This window comes from Martinezella sp. CNPSo 3959 (assembly GCF_057784355.1).
On record NZ_JBXSOV010000009.1, the window covers coordinates 53,329 to 72,394 of the forward strand.

The 19,066-nt window shown below is 58.2% G+C and carries 17 protein-coding genes and 1 pseudogene; 9 read left to right on the forward strand and 9 right to left on the reverse strand.

What is annotated here, in order from left to right:
- Positions 1–1,527 carry a SulP family inorganic anion transporter gene (locus AC13RE_RS19070; protein ID WP_488564082.1) on the forward strand — a complete coding sequence of 509 codons (1,527 nt, stop codon included), beginning with the start codon at positions 1–3 and terminating at the stop codon, positions 1,525–1,527.
- 102 nt (positions 1,528–1,629) lie between these two features.
- On the opposite strand, the gene AC13RE_RS19075 is transcribed toward AC13RE_RS19070, so the two are convergent.
- Complete coding sequence (locus tag AC13RE_RS19075) at positions 1,630–3,564, reverse strand: methyl-accepting chemotaxis protein (RefSeq protein WP_488564083.1); 1,935 nt, start codon at positions 3,562–3,564, stop codon at positions 1,630–1,632.
- 586 nt (positions 3,565–4,150) lie between these two features.
- On the opposite strand from AC13RE_RS19075, the gene AC13RE_RS19080 reads away from it, so the two are divergent.
- Complete coding sequence (locus AC13RE_RS19080) at positions 4,151–4,927, forward strand: SDR family oxidoreductase (protein ID WP_488564084.1); 777 nt, start codon at positions 4,151–4,153, stop codon at positions 4,925–4,927.
- Between the two features lie 48 nt (positions 4,928–4,975).
- Here the strand turns inward: AC13RE_RS19080 and AC13RE_RS19085 are convergent, their stop codons facing one another.
- Together AC13RE_RS19085 and serA are read right to left on the reverse strand one after the other, a co-directional pair.
- Positions 4,976–5,530, reverse strand: coding sequence for a hypothetical protein (locus tag AC13RE_RS19085; RefSeq protein WP_488564085.1), 555 nt, complete (start codon positions 5,528–5,530; stop codon positions 4,976–4,978).
- Positions 5,531–5,648: 118 nt separating this feature from the next.
- Positions 5,649–6,887 (reverse strand): phosphoglycerate dehydrogenase, encoded by a 1,239-nt coding sequence (gene serA / locus AC13RE_RS19090; RefSeq protein WP_488483829.1) that lies wholly within the window; start codon positions 6,885–6,887, stop codon positions 5,649–5,651.
- Positions 6,888–7,119: 232 nt separating this feature from the next.
- Between serA and AC13RE_RS19095 the strand changes: the two genes are divergently transcribed.
- On the forward strand, positions 7,120–7,374 hold the full coding sequence (locus AC13RE_RS19095) for a ribbon-helix-helix domain-containing protein (RefSeq protein ID WP_488564086.1): 255 nt from the start codon (positions 7,120–7,122) through the stop codon (positions 7,372–7,374).
- Positions 7,375–7,833: 459 nt separating this feature from the next.
- Here the strand turns inward: AC13RE_RS19095 and AC13RE_RS19100 are convergent, their stop codons facing one another.
- On the reverse strand, positions 7,834–8,580 hold the full coding sequence (locus AC13RE_RS19100) for a glucose 1-dehydrogenase (RefSeq protein WP_488564087.1): 747 nt from the start codon (positions 8,578–8,580) through the stop codon (positions 7,834–7,836).
- Positions 8,581–8,727: 147 nt separating this feature from the next.
- Here AC13RE_RS19100 and AC13RE_RS19105 point away from each other — a divergent pair, with 147 nt between their 5' ends.
- Positions 8,728–10,224 carry an aldehyde dehydrogenase family protein gene (locus AC13RE_RS19105; protein WP_488564088.1) on the forward strand — a complete coding sequence of 499 codons (1,497 nt, stop codon included), beginning with the start codon at positions 8,728–8,730 and terminating at the stop codon, positions 10,222–10,224.
- Between the two features lie 3 nt (positions 10,225–10,227).
- Here the strand turns inward: AC13RE_RS19105 and AC13RE_RS19110 are convergent, their stop codons facing one another.
- The 3 genes from AC13RE_RS19110 to AC13RE_RS19120 form a co-directional block, all read right to left on the reverse strand.
- Positions 10,228–11,124, reverse strand: a complete 897-nt coding sequence (locus AC13RE_RS19110; protein WP_488564089.1) for a LysR family transcriptional regulator — start codon at positions 11,122–11,124, stop codon at positions 10,228–10,230.
- Positions 11,125–11,275: 151 nt separating this feature from the next.
- Entirely contained in the window at positions 11,276–11,626 is a 351-nt protein-coding gene (locus tag AC13RE_RS19115; protein ID WP_488564202.1) for a hypothetical protein, read from the reverse strand.
- Positions 11,627–11,811: 185 nt separating this feature from the next.
- Complete coding sequence (locus AC13RE_RS19120) at positions 11,812–12,285, reverse strand: Lrp/AsnC family transcriptional regulator (RefSeq protein ID WP_488564199.1); 474 nt, start codon at positions 12,283–12,285, stop codon at positions 11,812–11,814.
- A 146-nt stretch (positions 12,286–12,431) separates the two neighbouring features.
- Here AC13RE_RS19120 and AC13RE_RS19125 point away from each other — a divergent pair, with 146 nt between their 5' ends.
- From AC13RE_RS19125 to AC13RE_RS19145, 5 genes and pseudogenes are all read left to right on the forward strand, one after another.
- Positions 12,432–12,728, forward strand: coding sequence for a hypothetical protein (locus AC13RE_RS19125; RefSeq protein ID WP_488564090.1), 297 nt, complete (start codon positions 12,432–12,434; stop codon positions 12,726–12,728).
- Complete coding sequence (locus AC13RE_RS19130) at positions 12,713–13,849, forward strand: acyl-CoA dehydrogenase family protein (RefSeq protein ID WP_488564091.1); 1,137 nt, start codon at positions 12,713–12,715, stop codon at positions 13,847–13,849. Before AC13RE_RS19125 ends, AC13RE_RS19130 begins: the two co-directional genes overlap by 16 nt.
- A 150-nt stretch (positions 13,850–13,999) precedes the next feature.
- Positions 14,000–14,149, forward strand: a pseudogene (locus AC13RE_RS19135) (dihydrolipoyl dehydrogenase); the annotation flags it as partial.
- 359 nt (positions 14,150–14,508) lie between these two features.
- On the forward strand, positions 14,509–14,916 hold the full coding sequence (locus AC13RE_RS19140) for a hypothetical protein (RefSeq protein ID WP_488564092.1): 408 nt from the start codon (positions 14,509–14,511) through the stop codon (positions 14,914–14,916).
- Between the two features lie 623 nt (positions 14,917–15,539).
- Positions 15,540–17,399, forward strand: coding sequence for an ABC transporter ATP-binding protein (locus AC13RE_RS19145; RefSeq protein ID WP_488564093.1), 1,860 nt, complete (start codon positions 15,540–15,542; stop codon positions 17,397–17,399).
- 141 nt (positions 17,400–17,540) lie between these two features.
- On the opposite strand, the gene AC13RE_RS19150 is transcribed toward AC13RE_RS19145, so the two are convergent.
- A complete protein-coding gene (locus tag AC13RE_RS19150) occupies positions 17,541–18,713 on the reverse strand; it encodes an ROK family transcriptional regulator (RefSeq protein WP_488564094.1) in 1,173 nt (390 codons plus the stop codon).
- Positions 18,714–18,826: 113 nt separating this feature from the next.
- The gene (locus tag AC13RE_RS19155) at positions 18,827–19,048 is read right to left on the reverse strand and encodes a hypothetical protein (RefSeq protein WP_488564095.1); all 222 of its coding nucleotides are present in this window, start codon (positions 19,046–19,048) and stop codon (positions 18,827–18,829) included.
- Positions 19,049–19,066: the final 18 nt, after the last annotated feature.

The following is a 19,066-nucleotide window of genomic DNA, read 5'->3' on the forward strand; positions in this document are numbered from 1 at the left end:
ATGATGTCAAGCTCTGTTCTTTCGCGAGACTTCCCATCGTCGGTCGTCGTGTTTCTCGTCGCCATACCGCTTTGCCTCGGGATTGCCGTGGCTTCAGGCGTTCCGGTGGCCATGGGCCTCATTTCAGGCATTGTCGGCGGCATCGTTGTCGGCATTTTGGCGGGATCTCCACTTCAGGTGTCAGGGCCGGCGGCAGGACTGGCCGTGATCGTCTTCGGCTTCGTCGAGCAATATGGCGTTGCCATGCTCGGGCCAATTCTCATCGTGGCGGGATTGCTGCAGGTTATTGCCGGATTCCTGAAGATCGGATCGTGGTTTCGGGCAATTTCGCCTGCGGTGGTCCACGGCATGCTCGCCGGGATCGGCATCCTCATCATCCTTGGACAGATCCATGTGCTGATGGGGGCAAGACCTGCTGCCGGCGGCATCGAAAACGTCACAGCCATGGAGCAGACCCTTGGCCGCGTATGGGGCGCCGGACTGACCCAGGAATCGGTTGCTCTCCTCGTCGGGTTGATTTCTTTGCTGGCCATGGTCGCCTGGGAGAAGTTCAGGCCGAAGCCATTGATGCTGGTGCCCGGTGCTCTGGTGGGGGTTGCTGCCGGCACGATATTGACCGCCGGCATGAAGCTGCCGATCGCCAGGGTGGAAGTACCGTCTTCTCTCATCGACAGCATTTCGCTGCCGACGCTTGAGGGTTTTGCCAGAATGGCCGAGCCCGGTATCATCTTGGCGACGTTGGTCATCGCCGTGATCGCCAGTGCGGAAACGCTGCTCTCGTCCGCCGCCGTCGATCGCATGCATGATGGCGTGCGAACCCGCTTCAACAAGGAGCTGTTTGCGCAAGGTATCGGCAATGGGCTTTGTGGTTTGCTTGGTGCACTGCCGATCACGGGTGTCATCGTCAGGTCGTCCGCCAATATTCAGGCAGGCGCGCGTAGCCGGGCGTCTGCCGTGCTGCATGGTGTTTGGATCCTTGGGCTGGTGGCATTTCTGCCGCAGCTCCTTGCAATGGTGCCGCTGACGGCGCTTGCCGCAGTGCTGCTGGTGACGGGATGGCGGCTGATCAGTCTCCATCATGTCCGCCACCTTTTCGATCATCACGGCTGGGTTCCCGTCGGGATATGGACCGCGACGGTGGCGATGGTGGTGCTTCAGGACCTGCTCGTCGGCGTGGCGCTCGGCCTTGCGCTGTCTATATTGGAAATCCTTCCCTATCTGCGCCGCAAGCTCGCCATCGACAGATTGGAGGATGATGAAACCATCCATCTCGACCTTGTCGGTGTGGCGACATGCAAGGATGTTCCCGCCCTGCTCAACACGCTGGAAACTCTTCCAGAGGGTCGCAAGATCAGGATTGCCGGCGCTCGCCTGCATTATCTTGACCACACGAGCGCCGAAACCCTGCGTGAATGGCTAAAACGGCAGAAAAAATCGGGACGCCTGGTCGAAATCGAGCATCCGCCGATCGGACGCCATCGACGGCTGAAGCCGATCTTTGAAAAGCTATCGGAAGAGGTCGCGTGACCGTCGGCTAGAGATGACGGCGGGAAGGAAGCCAGTATCCTTCCCGCGATCTTCAATTTTGAAACCTGGCAATCCTTCAGGGATGGGCCGAAATCCGCGGGATCAAAACTCTTCCCAGGACGGTGATGCCGCAGTGGCAGCGCCGGAGCCTCCGAATGCGCCGGCAATCTTGGCTCGCAGCGAGCGTGCCGGCGATGCGGCAGGGCTGGAGCGTTCGGTGGCTGCAGCCGGTCTGGCATGCGAGCGCCCCTTCTGCAGATTGAACTGACCGAGAATCTCGTTCAGCGCCGTCACCTCCTTGGCGAGGCTGTAGCTGGCGGCCGTCGATTCCTCGACCATGGCCGCATTCTGCTGCGTTCCCTGGTCGATGCTGTTGACGGCCGTATTGATCTCCTGCAGGCCGGTCGCCTGTTCGCGGGCGGCTTCGACGATCGCCCGTACATTGCGGTCGATTTCCTCCACCTCCTTGACGATCTGCTGCAGAGACTGCCCAGTTCTTGTGACGAGATCGACGCCGCTGCCGACCTGCTGGCCGGATGTGGAAATGAGCGCCTTGATCTCCTTTGCCGCCGTGGCGGAGCGCTGGGCGAGTTCGCGGACTTCCTGCGCGACGACGGCAAAACCCTTGCCGGCGTCACCGGCTCGCGCCGCCTCGACGCCGGCATTCAGCGCCAGCAGGTTCGTCTGGAAGGCAATATCGTCGATGACGCCAATGATGTTGGAAATTTCGCCGGAGGATTTCGAGATCGCCTCCATTGCTGAGATCGCTTCCTGCATGACTTCGCCGGATTTTTCGGCGCCGACGCGAGCCCGCCCGACCAGCGAACTTGCCTCTTCGGCGCGCAGGGTGGAATCCTTGACGGTCGTGGTGATCTCCTCGAGTGCTGCCGCCGTCTCCTCGATCGAGGCCGCCTGCTGCTCGGTGCGTTTGGAGAGGTCGTCGGCTGCCGACCGGATCTGATTGGCGCCGGCGGCAATGGCCTGGCCACCTTGGCCGACCGCGACAAGGGTCTCCTCGACCTTCTCCATCGAGGCGTTGAAATCCATCCTTAGACGATCGAGGTGGGCGACGAATGGCTTCTCCAGGCGATAGGTCAGGTTGCCGTTCGAGAGCTCTCCCAGGCCCTGTGCCAGACTGTCGACTGCAAACTGCGCCTCGGCGGCATCCTTGGCCTTCTGCGCTTCGCGTTCCAGCCTTTCCCGTTCGGAGAGGCTGCGGCCATCGGCGGCTTCCTGCTCCAGGCGCAGACGCTCGATGGCACTGTCGCGAAAGACGGCAACGGCCGCCGCCATATGACCGACCTCGTCCTTGCGCTCGATCCCTGAAACAGGCTCGGCGGTATTGCCGTCCGCGAGCGATACCATACGCGCCCGCAGCCGTTCGATGGGAGCGGCAATGCCGCGTGCCGAAACGAGGATGGCGATTGCAATGGCGGCAGCAAAGAGAAGGCCGAGCGCGATCAACGCGTCGTCGATGGTGCTGCTTGCTTGTTCCGCCAACATGTTGCTCTTGTTATTGAGGGATTTGTTGAACGCGTCGAGCCACTGACGAATAGAAACGACCTCGTCATTGATCATCGGATCCACCTGCTTCAAGAGCGTGGAGGCGCTGTTGTTATCGTCTATCAGGCCGGCTTTCACGGCTTGGTCTGTAAGAGCGATGATGTCATTCGCCCTTGCGACGAGCTTGTCGATTGTATCTGCTTCTGTCGGAACCATTTGCCTGGCGTTTGCGAAACGCTGCAGAAGTACTTGCTTGTTCTCCTGATAGTCCCTGGAGAACGCCGCCATCTGCGGATCCCCCGCTTGATATTGTAGAATCTGGTAGGCGTTGTAACTCATGGCGGTCACGCGCTGGCTGGCTCTGGACATCTCCACCGCTGCCGTTTCGTCCTTGGCGATAAAATTCGAGTAGGTGCCAACCGTGTCCCTGAACTGGTTCGAGACGACGAGGACACCTGCGATCCCGATCAGGCAGATCGGGATTAAGATCGTGAGGACTTTCGTCTTGATCTTGGCGTTCTGGAGAAATGACATGGCTTGTTTCGCTCTCGAAAGGGTCGGCAACGCTAGGACGATTGAAGAAGGGCAAGTGCCAGCGAATGACCTGCTCTGGATAATGGGGGCATTACAGAGAGGGAGCATCCTGCTCGTCGCATCTTGGCGCTGTTCTTTCAAAATCTATAACCAAGCTGACAAAACGGTTAATCCTGTTCGATATTGGTCCAGTTGAACGAAAATACTGCTACAGATATAGAATATATAATTCTAAATTACTCTGTAGTTGTGCCTCTGTTTTGTTTCCAGCGGCTCTCGATTGGAAAATTGCGAGATGGAATGCCTAACTAAATTCCAGATGCACTTTGCATGTCAGATACACTCGTCGAGCTTCGTCATAGTGTCAGACGTTCTGAAGCCGACATCCCCCAAGATGCCTAAAGGAAAGTGCGGGTGTCGGAAGTTGCAGGCGCGGCTGCTGCCGTGGGGATGCATTATTCCGGAACATTTCCCATATCCACGAGTTTCGAATAGCTCAATGGCGAGAGCCGATACGAGCGCAAAGGCTCACCCTCCCGTGCTCCCGTTCCTCGTCGTCAATGCTAAGCCAGCAGGAGGTTCGTCAATGAGTTCTGCCGTTGCCCTCGTCACCGGAGCTGGCTCGGGGATTGGAAGAGCGACCGCATTGGCGCTTGCGGAGGATGGTTTTGCGATTGGTGTGCTGGGACGCACGCAGGAAGAGATTTCCTCTACATTTGATGAGATTTCCTCCAGGGGCGGGGAGGCGGCCATCCTCCTCGCCGACATTTCGGATGAACATCAGCTATCGGCAGCCGTGAAAGAGCTTGTCGCGCGCTTCGGCCGGCTGGATGTCGTAGTTGCCAATGCCGGCATCAACGGAGTATGGGCACCGATCGACGATCTGAGTCTTTCGGAATGGAATGACACCATTTCGATCAATCTGACCGGGACTTTCCTGACCATCCGAGCAACGGTGCCGGAGCTGAAACGCTGGGGCGGCGGCTCGATCATCGTCGTCTCCTCCATCAACGGAACCAGGACGTTCACGACCCCAGGCGCGACGGCCTATACCGCCACCAAAGCGGGGCAGGTCGCCATGGTGCAGCAGCTGGCTCTTGAACTGGCCCGGCATCACATACGCATCAATGCGGTCTGTCCCGGTGAAATCGAAACCAATATCGATGCGAATACCAGCCTGCGCAAACGCGACGAAACATCGATCCCCGTCATCTGGCCCGAGGGCCAGGTGCCGATTACCGGTGGTCGGCCGGGCCGAAGCGAAGATGTGGCCGAGGTGATCGCTTTCCTGGCGTCCGATAAGGCCCGTCATATAACCGGGTCGCCCATCTGGGTGGATGGGGGGCAGGGTCTGCTGCGCTAGATGGCAGAGGCCAGGACTGCCGATGTTGCGGCAGCCCTGCAAATGCTCTCAAGACCGGCAGACGAGAGTGTAAAGGTCATGCATGCCGCTGCCTGGGCCAAATCCGATTCGAGCTTCCTCATTATCTGCTTGCGGATTGGCGAGCTCGCTCTTCAGCTCAGACGCATTTTGCGGGAAGATCGGCACATCAGCCATCACACCGCATTTAAGATAATATCCCGCGTAGAAGGGCTGCCCCTGCTTTTCGGTGCTGGGCTGGCGTACAAGCAACATCAGCATGCCGTCTTTGCGTTTTGCGACGGTGAGATAGAATTCGCCATCATGCGTCAGCGCAAAACTATCTTCGTTCGGGACCGGTTTCCAAACCTTTGCTTTCAAATTGAAAACCTGCTCCGGCGCGACCAGCATCTCGAAAGATCGCTTACCGGAAGGTTCGCCTGCATGTGAGGCAGCGCCTGTGATGAGGGCACCGATGAATGCGGTGGCGAACAAAGCTGCACTTTTCATTAAAATTCCTCGCTTGCGTTGTATAGCTTGTACGGATGAACGCAAGGGAAGTATTTCAAAGTGCAGCTTTGTCAAGACGAGCTGTTCAAGTCCCATGGCGTCGCCTGCCTATGCTCGCACAGCGTGTGGGCTGGGGCAGTTAGCGGCGCCATCTGGCGATCAAGCGAGGGATAGCTGGAGAATGCAAATCGCCCATAGGTGTCAATAAAAGGCGTCAGTAAACCAATCGCGCTCTTATCGTTCCGGGGATCTGGCGGAGTATGTCGAGTATTTCATTCGCCGTTTGGCCGACGCCTTCCACTTCGATAACCACGTAGCCCGTGTCGCCGTGGGTCTGCAGGAACTCGCCGACGATATTCAACCCACGCGATGAAAAGATCGTATTCAGGCTGTTCAGAATCCCCGGGCGATTTTCGTGAACATGGATGAAACGCGTGCCGTTTGGACGTGGCGGCAATTGAACCTGGGGGAAATTGACCGCGCCCAGCGTCGAGCCAATATCGGAATATTCCACAAGCTTCCTGGAAACTTCCCTTCCGATCCGCTCCTGGGCTTCTTCAGTCGATCCGCCGATATGCGGCGTCAGGATCACATTATCCAGCCCTTGCAACGGTGTTTCGAAGCGCTCCTTGTTCGATGCCGGCTCCTTGGGGAACACGTCGACTGCTGCGCCTGCGAGATGCCCCTCTTTCAGGACCTTTGCAAGAGCCTCAAGATCGACCACCGTGCCGCGGGAGTTGTTGATGAAGAAGGCGCCCTTTTTCATCCTGCGCAGCTCGGCCTCAGTGATCATGTTTTGGGTCGAGCTGGTTTCGGGCACATGCATCGTTACGAAATCCGAGATTTCGAGCAGCTCGCCGAGCGAAGCCATGGATTCCGAATTGCCGTGACGAAGCTTGTCCGACGGATCGAAGTAGCGAACGTTCATACCCATGCTTTCGGCAAGGACGCTCAGCTGTGAGCCGATATTGCCGTAGCCGACGATGCCAAGCGTTTTCCCACGCGTCTCGCGACTGCCTTCGGCGGATTTGTCCCATCCGCCCGCATGAGCGGAAGTCGAACGCGGGAAGATCCGCCTGGTCAGCATGATGATTTCACCGATGACGAGTTCGGCGACCGAGCGCGTATTCGAATAAGGAGCGTTGAACACCGGGATCCCGCGCCGACGAGCCGCATCCAGATCGACCTGATTCGTCCCCACGGAAAAGCAGCCGACCGCCATGAGCTTCTTGGCGGAGCTGAAAATCTCTTCTGTCAGCTGTGTACGTGAACGAATGCCGATGATGTGTGCTTCGGCGATATGGTTCTTGAGATCCTTGTCGTCGAGGGCCTTCGGCAAATGCGTGAGATTGACGTAGCCCGACGAGGCAAAATAGTCCACCGCGCTCTGACTGATCCCTTCCAGCAGAAGGACTGAAATCCGATCACGAGGAAGAGAAAGTTGTCCGCTCATTGAATTACCTTCGATAGTCGAATTCGATTAGGCCGACGCCGCTCGCCGCCACGACCACATGACTTAGACCATCCAAGGGACAGCGCAAGAACAAACTCAATTTGCTCGGCGGGAGGAGCTTTGTTTCCAGCAAGTCACCATGGTGATGGGTTTACTTTCGTCCTCTCGGGTTTGATTGACGGTTGCGCTGCTACTGAGTTGTATATTGCCCAGCAATAAGGAGTGAAATGAGGTGTCGGTAAAAGCATCGGTCTCAATTTCCGACCAGCAGGATGCCTTTGCGAGAAAGCTGGTCGAAGAGGGGCGCTTTTCAAGCCTGAGAGCCGTCGTGCAGCATGGACTTGAACTCGTTCGCGAAGAAGCCGAGCTTGCGGCCTTGAAAGCTCTGATGTCCGAGCGTCAGGCAGGTGATTTTCTGACGTTGGAGGAAAGTCGCCGGCGGACCCAGGAGCTGGTCTCCTCCAAGAAGGCATCTCATGGTCTTTAAGGTCGGGCGTTCCGCCGACAGCGACCGGGACATTAGCTTGATCCTCGACCATCTGATCGAATCCCAATGTTGCACTTGGCGATCCGCTGACTGACGCCTTCGATCGTGCGGCAAGGCGCCTTCACGCGATCGAAGTCGACATGGAAGCACTTGCCCAAGCGCCATACCAGGGAACGCTTCTGTCCTCCGTGGCCCCAGGCTTGCAGCAGGTTACCAAGAACCGAGCCATCTTTTATTGCGACCTCGACGAAGAGAGGCAAGTTCTCCGAGTGCTTGCCATCTTTTTCGGCGGGCAAGACCACCTGCGGCGGTACCTGACGCGGCTTGGCAGGGCGGAATAAGCACCGAATGCGAGCACGGTTCGTTCTCGCACCACGAAAACGCCAGATGGATTTCATCGACCGCCGATAGTGGTTCAATGCAATCGGGCGAGCCGCTCGCATAGAATCGCCCGCCTCTTCAGATGCACTTGCCGCCATCGACATTGAGATCGACGCCGGTAATCATGCTCGCTTCGTCCGAGCAGAGGAAAGCAGCGGCGTTGCCCATGTCCGCGGGTGTCGAAAGCCGTCCGATCGGAATGGTGGCGACGATCCGTGCCCGGCTTTCGTCGCTGTCGGAGCCGATGAAGGTCGAGAGCAGTGGCGTATCGCCGGCGACGGGATTGATGGCGTTGACGCGAATTCCGAAGGGAGCAAGCTCCACGGCCATCGCGCGGGTAGCGGCGATGCCCCATCCTTTCGAGGCATTGTACCAGGTGAGATTGGGGCGAGGGGAGACGCCACCGGTCGAGGCAATGTTCAAAATGGCGCCGTGCCGCTCGGCCTTGAAATGCGGCAGCACCGCGCGCGCACCATTGTAGATCGAGCGGATGTTGACATTGAAGATGCGCTCGAACAGGCCTTCATCCATATCCTCCATCGGCATCGGCGGCTGTCCGACACCGGCATTGTTGACGAGGATGTGCAGACCGCCGAACCGCTCCAGCGCAAGATCCCTTGCGGCGGCGAGGCTGTCGAGCGTGGCGACATCGCCGGCAATCGGCGCGACCGACCCTTCGTGCTGCGCCGCCACCCGCTCTGCTGCCGCAAAGTCACGATCGACGAGCACGACCCGCGCGCCTTCCTCGACGAATTTCCGAACGATCCCTTCGCCGAAACCCGACCCGCCACCCGTGACGATCGCCACTTTTCCCACAAGACGCATATCAAGCTCCTCCATTTGCTCCAGCATCGGATAACTCGGAGCGATTTCACAGTCCGATTATCTGAACGCCTTTTTAGCTTTCTTTATTTGTATTGTAGCCGTCTGATAGTGAATATCGACGACAGAATGAAGCTGGGAGGCCGCGCCATGACATTGACTTTCGACGCCAAGCAAATGGCGGCCGAGCTCTACGACGGCGGCTTTCGGCCAATGTTCATCGGCGGCCAATGGGTTGCCGCCCAATCCGGCGAAGTCAGCGAGACCTACAATCCGGCTACCGGCGCGGTCCTTGCGGCAGTTCCGCTGGCCGCGCCCGCCGATGTCGATCGCGCCGTTGCCGCGGCGCGTCAGGCTCTGGAAGGGCCGTGGTCGAAGTTCTCGCCCTATGAGCGCCAGACACTGCTCCTGAAAATCGCCGATCTGTTCGAGGAAAACTGGGAGCGCCTTTCGGTTTCCGACACGCTGAACATGGGCATGCCGATCACCCGCACGCTCGCCAACAAGCGGCGGGTCATTGGCATGCTGCGGTTTTATGCCGGCATGGCGACAGCCCTTCATGGCGAGGTGATCGACAATTCGATACCCGGCGAGATCGTCACCTTCACCCGTCGGGAGCCGATCGGGGTCGTTGGCGCGATCATCCCCTGGAATGCACCCACCGCCGCATCGATCTGGAAGATCGCTCCGGCGCTGGCGACGGGCTGCACGGTGGTGCTGAAACCCTCGGAGGATGCGCCGCTCACTCCGTTGCTGATCGCCAAACTCATGCAAGAGGCCGGCGTGCCGGACGGCGTGGTCAATATTGTGACCGGCAAGGGATCGGTTGCCGGCGCCCGGCTGGCCGAACATCCCGACGTCAACAAGATCGTCTTCACCGGGTCCACCGCCACCGGGCAATCGATCGCTCGTGCCGCGGTCGGTAATCTGAAACGGGTTTCGCTCGAGCTCGGCGGTAAGTCGCCGGTGATTGTCTGCCGTGATGCGGACATAGACCGGGCCGTGCCCCTCGCCGCCATGGCAGTCTTTGCGCATTCGGGGCAGATCTGCATCGCCGGCTCGCGCTTGTTCGTGGCGCGCGAGATCCACGAAGAATTCGTCGCCAAGGTCGGCGAATTTGCCCGTTCGCTGCGGATCGGCGACGGGATCGAAGCCGATACCGATATCGGACCGCTGATTTCGGCTCGCCAGGCGCAGGTCGTCGAGAGCTTCATCGCATCCGGGCAGAGCGAAGGCGCCGCGTTGGTCGCGGGTGGCACGCGCCTCTCGGGCGCGCTCTACGACAAGGGAAACTTCATCGCCCCGACTGTATTCGGTAACGTCAAGGACGAGATGAGGATCGCCCGCGAGGAGATCTTCGGGCCAGTCATTTCGGCGATGCCCTTCGATACGATCGAGGAAGCCGTCGAACGCGCCAATGCATCGCCCTATGGGCTTGCTGCTGGTATCTTCACCCAAAATCTCGGAATGGCGCACAAGCTGGTGCGCCGCATCAAGGCGGGATCGGTCTGGGTGAACATGTATCATGCGCTCGACCCGGCCGTGCCGTTCGGCGGCATGAAGATGTCCGGCTACGGTCGCGAAGGCGGCATTGAGCACCTTCATGAATATCTCGAAACCAAGGCCGTTTGGATACAGACGAACTAGTGCTCAGCATTCACCGCGCAAATCGGTGCGGATGAGCGCGATAAGTTGCTCGGCGTAGCGCTGCTGCACATAGCCACGGCTCGTAATGATGCCGACAGCTCGGCGGGCATTGGGATTGTCGAGCGGCACGACGCGGACGCGGCTATCGACATTCCGCCCGAGTGCGATGCCCGGCACGATCGATACGCCAAGCCCGGACGAGGCAAGCGCCAACGCGGTCTGGGCGCTCTCGACCTCGTATTGGACATTGAGTTCGATGCCTTCCTCGCGCGTCAGCCGATCGACGAGGCCGCGAACCGCGGTCTTGCGATTGAGCATGATCAACGGGAACTGGGCGATGGCGTCCAGCCGGATTGTCTTTTCACCGGTGTATAGCTCTTCGGGAATGCAGGCGACCAGCGGATCGTCGATGATCGATTCGAAATGGAAGTCGTTGAGATTGGGCACTTCCGGGCCGACGTAAAACTCGACCTCCTGCTGCTGCAGCATAACGAGCGCTGCCTGTGGCGGCGTTTCCTGCACCTCGACTATGCTGCGCGGATAGCGCAGCTTGAAGGTCGACAAGATGTCGCCGAGCCGGCTGGTGGCAAGCGTCGGAGCGCAAGCGATCTGTATCTTTCCTTTGCGGCGGGCGGCCAGTTCCGTCAGCTTGTCGAGGCTTGCCTGCACATCGGCCATGGCCCGCCCGATCTCCTCGAACAGCGCCTGGCCCTCGTTGGTGAGGTTGACCCGCTGCGGCGTGCGCGTGAACAGGCTGATGCCGATCTGCTCCTCAAGGTCCTTGATTTGCATGCTCACTGCGGAGGGCGACCGGTTGCTTTCTTCCGCGGCCTTACGAAAACTTCCGGATTCCGCTGCAAGAAGAAAGGTTTGCAGCAATTTCAGATTGATATTTGGCATGATTGTTATGGTCTCATTTGCGCCGATCGATGCCGATCGATCCCTCCGAGCCCGAGCATATTCTGCCATCTGATCATGACAAGGCCGCCCGCAGAAAAAAAGCCGCTTGCAATGACGGTGCAAGCGGCCTGAAGGTCAATTTGGGAGGGGATCAATGAACGGCGGCAAACATGATTTTCTCTTCGGACGCATCCGATGCCATCATCTCTTCGGCAACACGGCCGCGCTTGACCACGAGTATGCGATCGGAAACGGCCATGATTTCCGGCAGGTAGGAGGAAATGACGACGAAGCCCATGCCCACCGCCAAAGTGCCGAGGATGGACACATTTTTCAGGAGGGCAATGATGTTGCCTTCCGACAGAAAATTGTTGAGGCTGATGGAGAAGATCAAAAACAATAGGGCTGAAATGCCGACGACAACGGCCTCCTGGCTCAGCTTGATAGGCCTCTTGAGCGTACTGCCGTTCGTCGTGCCGGCGCTCTTGCTGCCGCTCACCATATGCCACCCCTCGACCGCGAGATCGTTCCTCGTCTGGTCCTAGATCCTCCGCTCTCAGCCGGTTGCCGGCGGAGCCTCCGGCAACAACCATCTTCCTTGAATGTTGCTTGAGCAATTTCGTTTTTCTGAAACGCTGTTCAGTTCCGAGCGTCGGACAGGCTTTCGACTGCGCTCGCGCGCAAGGATCAATCCGAAAGCGGGGAGACGGAAAGCGAGCGCTTCAGGCAGCCGAGCGTGAAGCTCGAGCGTGAATGGCGCACACCGGGGATCTTGTGGAGCTTCTTTCCGAGAAAGTCCGCATAGCCCTGGGTGCCCTCCACAGCGACCTTGATGAAGTAGTCATATTCGCCCGTGGTCAGGTAGACCTCCATCACTTCGGGAAGGGCAGCCATCGCTTTGCCGAAATTGGCCACGGCTTCGTCGTCATGGCGATCGAGTGTCACTTCCAAGAGGACGGTTTCTTTGACCCCCAACATGCTTTGGTCCAGAACAGCAGTGTAGCCGGCAATGTATCCGTCGCTTTCGAGACGGCGAACTCGCTGCCAGCACGGCGCGGGCGACAGGCCGACGATTTCGGCAAGCTGGGTATTGGTGAGGCGACCATCCTCGATGAGCGCACGCATGATTTTGCGATCGATACGGTCCAACGGCTTGCTCATGCGATCCTCAAACGAATATTTCGCAAAATAATTATTGAGCAAAATCTTGTTTTTAACAATGGCGCGTTTCCCGCCATATTCGATAAGCAATTTGGGCAGTTCGGTAATAGCGTTCTTGCACGCAGGCAGGATGGCTGGGAGGCATCATGCATACGATAAAATTTTCGACATTCGACCCCTATCATCCGCTTCTGCGTGCGCTCGATCTCTTGCGGAAGATGGGTTTTCGGTTGCTGGCCCTGAATGTCACGCAATCCGCCCCGCTCTATACGATGGAGCTTCAGTTCGAGGTTTGCGGAAACATGCCGGCACACACTTTCGTTGAACGCCTTCGTCTGAACGACATCGTCGATCTCACCGTTGTCGGAACCGAAGAAGCGATGCATGCTCGGCACGATTTCATTCCTGCTGAATTGCGGAGCGTATCGTGGACTTCTCTCTAACTGCCGAACAACAAGCTATCTTCGACTTGGCGGCGTCCTTCGCCGCAGAACGCATCGCGCCGTACGCCGCGGCCTGGGAACATGAGGGCACCATTCCAAGGGATATGCTGGAAGAGATCGGCGCCTTGGGATTCGGCGGAATTTACGTTTCGGAGGAGTTCGGCGGCTCAGGCCTGTCCCGGCAGGATGCGGTGCTGATCTTCGAAGCGCTGTCGCATGCGTGCCCGTCAGTGGCGGCATTCGTTTCGATCCACAACATGTGCGCCTGGATGATCGATACGTTCGGATCGGACGCGATGAGATCGGCATGGCTTCCCGATCTCTGCGCTTTCCGCAAGGTGGCATCCTACTGCCTCACGGAGCCCGGTTCGGGTTCCGATGCCGCAGCGTTGCGCACGACCGCGCGCCTCATCGACGATCACTATGTCCTTGACGGCACGAAGGCCTTCATCTCCGGCGGCAATTATTCCGATCTTTATATCGTCATGTGCAGGACAGGCGGCGAGGGGGCCAAGGGTATCTCAACACTCGTCGTGCCGAGCGGCAGCGAGGGCATGAGCTTCGGCGCCTTCGAGCGCAAGATGGGCTGGCGCGCCCAACCGACGGCGCAGGTTCATTTCGATGCTTGCGAAGTTCCGCTCGAAAATCGGCTGGGCGAGATCGGAGCCGGGTTCCGCTATGCGATGAAAGCCCTGGACGGGGGACGGTTGAACATTGCCGCCTGCGCGCTCGGCGGAGCTCAGTTCGCCCTCGATAAAGCGGTCACCCATATGCGCGAGCGCCGGGCGTTCGGTGCGGCATTGAGCAGTTTTCAAGCGCTTCAGTTCAAGGTGGCGGACATGGAAACTGAGCTCCAGGCGGCAAGGACGCTGTTGTATCAGGCGGCCTGGAAGCTCGACGGCAATTCCCCCGACGCATCCAAATTCTGTGCCATGGCCAAACGGTTCGTGACGGATACCAGCTTCGATGTGGCCAATGCGGCGCTGCAATTGCACGGGGGCTACGGCTACCTGGAAGACTACGGCATCGAGAAGATCGTCCGCGACCTGCGTGTGCACCAGATCCTGGAAGGCACCAACGAGATTATGAGGCTGATCATTGCCCGTCATATTTTCGATTGATGCGGATACGGGATGCCGGCCTCATCGGGACCGAAATTCTCTATCAGGAAGATAGCTTTCTGGAAAAACGGCGCGGGAATTTTGTCGGACGTTGAGGAGAACCGATGACCGGGAACAAGCTCTCACTGACCATTCCGGAGCCGGAGTTCCGTCCCGGAGCTCGCGGCTTCCTTCGGGCTTGCCGTCGAGATGGGGGCTCTGCTTGAGGATGTTGCCGGCACGATCCATGCCCATCCGAGCCTCGGCGAAGCCCTGCAGGAGGCAAGCTTCGCTGCCCTCGGCCAGGCCATACATGTTTGACGGTTGCCGTCCCCCTACATTGAATTGATGTTTTCTCAGGAGGAACGGCGCGCAAAATAAACACTTATTCCGTCAAGCCAACCTATTGCCACAAGCTGTGGTTCGTCTATCTATGCTTGCAGCCAGAAGGGCCAGGGTTGCATTTATGGCGCAGACATCATCCGAATTCATCTACAATTCCTCGACACGTAATTTTCCCGAGAAAGACCGGTTTCATATTTGGATGAAAGACATGCCTTTCCAACGCTATCCGGAATCGACTGACGGATCACTGCGCAGTCGCAAAACTCAGTCGTTGCCGCGGCTTGAGTCATCATCGAAGTATCTATCAGTATATTCGTCAAAAGAGGAAACTCACCTTGCGTAAGGTCATCTGTGCTTCTGCCTTCGTCGCCCTTTCATTCACACCCGCAGCTGCCAGCGTATGTTCGCAGCATTATCAAAGCAGCGGCGTTCCTCTCGTCACCGGTGTGACCTACAAGACCTGGATGGAGTTTCCCTCCGTCAGCCCTGCCGCGGCCTTCGACAAGGTATCGAGAGCCGTTCTTGCGGAAGGCTTTGTGGATGTGAATGTCGAGAAGCAACTCGGCACGCTGACGGCACAGCAGGAGACGTCCGGCTCAGGTCGCCCGCAGACATTGCGCGTCGTCGTCCGCAAAACCGGCAAGGGCAGTCGCGTCGATGCGGTTTTCATGGTGCCGCAGGGGCAGGTTGCCCCCAACATGAGCGACAATCTCTGCCGCGTCGTCAACGCCGCGGCTGACTAGGCCGGAAGCGAATGGGTGATGGGAGCGGTTCTGCCTGCATGCTAAGTCGCAAGCTGGCTGATGCCTGCTCCGCACCCGTTCGGTTGTTTGCCGACGTCTTTGCGCTGAATTAGCGCCATTTAGAAGCCTGTTCTATTCGCTGTCGGCTGCACGCGCGTCCCTGCGTGTACAATGTAAGCGCGAGCTTGATGCGGCTTCGGCCGTTACTGCTCGGCTATGGGATTTGTAACTTGCTTCTGGCCGATCGTCCGGCTAGGTCTTTATCACAAGTGAAGCGCGAATCGCGGTACGGCAATCAGCGTATAAATAGCCCTAATCGCCTTTCGCTCTGTTGTCGTTTTGCCTGAATTATCAAATATCGTAGAGAGTTCTGACCGGCGGTTTGCGCCTGTTGGCAGAAATTTCCCGGTGCCTGCGAATGCTATAGGCACGCGGCGTCTTATCGTCGACTTTAAGAAAACGTCACCGAATGAGATGATCGATGCCTACATGCGGACGCCCAGCGCGGAGAACGAACGGGATGTTCCTGTCGGTTGGCGTGCCATGAACCGGCCCGTGCCAGACCTTCTCCCCAAATTCGCCGGCTTTCAGCCGATGATGTCTTCAGCCAAGGTCTTATTTTGATGTTTGCTCGCCTGTTTCACTTCCTGGAAAGCCGCATCGATATTTTCGCCCCGTTCAACGAGGACGAGACGCCGCCGACGGGCGTATGGCGCTTCATGTGGCATCATCTCAAGGTGGTCAAAGGATGGCTCGTCGCCATCATGCTGATCGAGCTCGCCTTCAGCGGTATAGAAGCGGCTATTTATTTGATGGTCGGCTGGTTTGTCGACCTGCTCAACAAGCACTCGCCACAGACCGTGTTTCAGGATTATGGCTGGCCGCTTGCGGGCGCTGCCTTCGTCATTCTGGTGCTGCGGCCGATCCTGTTTTTCGTGACGCAGGTGGTTACCAACCAGATCGTGGTGCCGCCGCTTACCAATCAGATCCGCTGGCGCAATCACATCTATACGCTCGGCCATTCGCTGAGCTATTTCCAGAATGATTTCGCCGGCAGGCTCTCGGCACGCGTCATCCAGGCGGGACAATCCATCCGTTCGGCTGTCATCGCCGTGATCGGCGACCTCTGGTACGCTCTGATCTTCGCCTCGGTCACGATCGGCTTCTTCGGCTCCGTCAATGTCTGGTTGATGCTGCCGGTTATCATCTGGCTGGTAGCCTATGCGGTGCTTCTCAGATATTTCGTGCCGCGGGCTCTGAAACGTTCGGAGGCCAATTCCCTTGGCCGCTCGTCGACCACCGGCCGTATCGTCGATTCCTATACGAATATTCTCACCGTGAAGCTCTTTGCCCGCGGCGATCTCGAGCGTACCGCCGTTCGGGACTCTCTGAAACGCTGGAACGATAGTTTCCTCGACCTGATGCGGTTGATCCTCGGTGCCAGCCTGGTGCTTCAGATCCTCAATAGCGTTCTGATCGTCATCACCGCCGGTTTGACACTTTATTTGTGGAGCCACGGGGCCATGACCGCCGGCGCTGGGGCGGCAGCCATCACCTTGGTGTTGCGGCTTGTCCAGATGTCGGGCTGGCTGATGTACCTGATACGCGATGTTTTCGACAATATCGGTACCGTGCAGGAGAGTATGCTGACCATTGCAAAGCCGCATGATCTCCTTGATGCGCCCGACGCCGGCACATTGGCGGTTCCCAGAGGCGAGATCGTTTTCGATCACGTCCATTTCCGCTATGGCGGCGCCAGGCCCGTCTTTGCCGATCTGTCGCTCGTCATTCGTCCCGGTGAAAAGATCGGTATTGTCGGTCCGTCCGGCGCCGGCAAATCGACGTTGGTCAATCTGTTGCTGCGTCTCTATCCGATCCAGTCAGGCCGAATCCTCATCGATGGTCAGGACATCGCAGGCGTCACCCAGGACAGCCTGCGGCGGCATATCGGCGTGGTAACGCAGGATAGTTCGCTGCTTCATCGCTCAATCCATGAAAACATCGCCTATGGCCGCACGGGGGTCGGACGGGAAGAAATCGAGACCGCGGCTCAGCAAGCGGCCGCCCATGATTTCATCATAGGACTTTCCGACCAAGAGGGTCGCGCCGGCTATGACTCGCGCGTAGGCGAGCGCGGCGTCAAGCTCTCCGGCGGCCAGCGCCAGCGCATCACCATTGCTCGCGTGTTGCTCAAGGATGCTCCCATCCTCGTGCTTGACGAAGCCACCTCAGCCCTCGATTCAGAGGTGGAAGCGGTGATCCAGGGCCAACTTCATCGCCTGATGCGCGACAAGACAGTGCTTGCCATCGCGCATCGTCTTTCAACGATCGCCGAACTCGACCGGCTCATCGTGCTCGACGAGGGCCGGATCGTCGAGGAGGGGAGGCATGAGGAGCTGATCGCCAAAAATGGCCTTTATGCAAGGTTGTGGCGACGGCAATCGGGAGGCTTTCTGGCTTTGGAAGATAGCCCGGCGGCATAGGGAAATCGAGATTGCAAAGCGGCAAACCGGCGATCATCTCCGGAGGTGTCTCGTCTGCGAGGTTTGAGCGGTTGTCAGCGATCCGTAGACACGGTTGCTATCGACAGCTTTTCCGCGTCATCTGAGCGATAGATGTCTATTTCACGGATCTTGCAAATCGACACCGAACAGCTCGTGGTGCATGTGCTCCACGGCAATGCTGATGCCACCGATGAGTGCCGCCCGATTGCCAAATTGACTGATTTCGATGCGCGGCGGATAGGGCGTGCAACGCGGCAGATATCTGCTGATAGCTTCGACAAGTTCGGGCCGCGCGCCGATACTGCCGCCCATGATCACCAATTCGGGGTCGAGCGTTGCGCCGATTGCGGCAATAGCAAGCGCAATCAATCGCGACGTTTCTTCGATCACTGCAACAGCGGCGGGCTCGCCGGCCACCAGCGCCGAAAAAAGATCCGCTACCGTTGCCTTGCCTTGTCCACCATATCCGCAATAGCGCCGCACCATTGCCGCACTGCCCACGGCGCTTTCCAGTGTGCCAAGTGTAAAGCCGTCTGGATCATATGGCTCCCCGCCGAGGGGCAGATAGGCTATCTCGCCGGCGCCGCCGCGCGCGCCGCGCATGAGGCGACCATTTGCAATGATGCCCATGCCGATACCGGTTCCGAGTGCCACGAAGGCAAAATTATCCGACGTGGAGCCGTGCCCTCGCCATCGTTCTCCTTGCGCAGCAAGATTGACGTCATTTTCGATGATGACCGGGGTTGCCATCCTGTCGCTCAGGAGCCGGCGCAAGTCGATCGTTTCCACACCCGGGATGTTCGGTGCAACGTTGATATGTCCGGTGGCCGGGTCAAGTATGCCCGGAGTCGCCAGCACGATGAGGCGCAATTTGGAAAGATCAATACCGGCGCTGTGGGCAAGATCCTCAATAATGGCCTGGAATTGATCGACCAGATGGAGCCCGCCGAGCGCGTTCGTCGGCACCGTGGTTTCGGCGACGACATTTCCGACGAGATCGCAGATGATGGCGGCAATTTTAGTCCCGCCAAGATCGATGGAGGCGGCAAAGCCCGCGCTCGCATCGAGCTCATAGGTTATCGCCGTTCGCCCCAAGCGCCCATCGGTATATCCGGTCGGCTTCAGCCAGCCGTTGCTCTCCAAACTGCGAACGACGTCGGAAATGGTTTGCTTGGATAATCCGGTTTGCTTGGCAATATCCGCGCGGGAAATGGGGCCCTTGGCAAGGATGGTCCGAATGACAGAGTTCGTCGAGATTTTTCGCGCAATCGGTGTCTGTGGCGCGTTAGGCATGATGGGGGTCTCGCATTCTACCTCTAATTAGTTCGGGACCTTTTCCTAATTCATCATGTCGTGCTGCGGGCAATGTCAATTTCCTGGGAAAATGAACAAAAAGCAAGTAGATCTCAGTTGGTAGGCTGGGCGAAATCATTTAATTTGTCCATGTCATTGACAAATTCGGCGCGTGATTTGTAGACTTCCCCAGTGCCAGTGACTAAGCAAATTGCGGAGGGGTCATGAAAGCGAGGCCAACGGATGAGGGAGCTCGTTTCGCCTATGCCGAGGACTTTATAGCGCTCCATTTCGGCAAGATTGCTTGGTATTGCCGCCTGATTTTCATACATCATCCCATGTCCGACACCGCG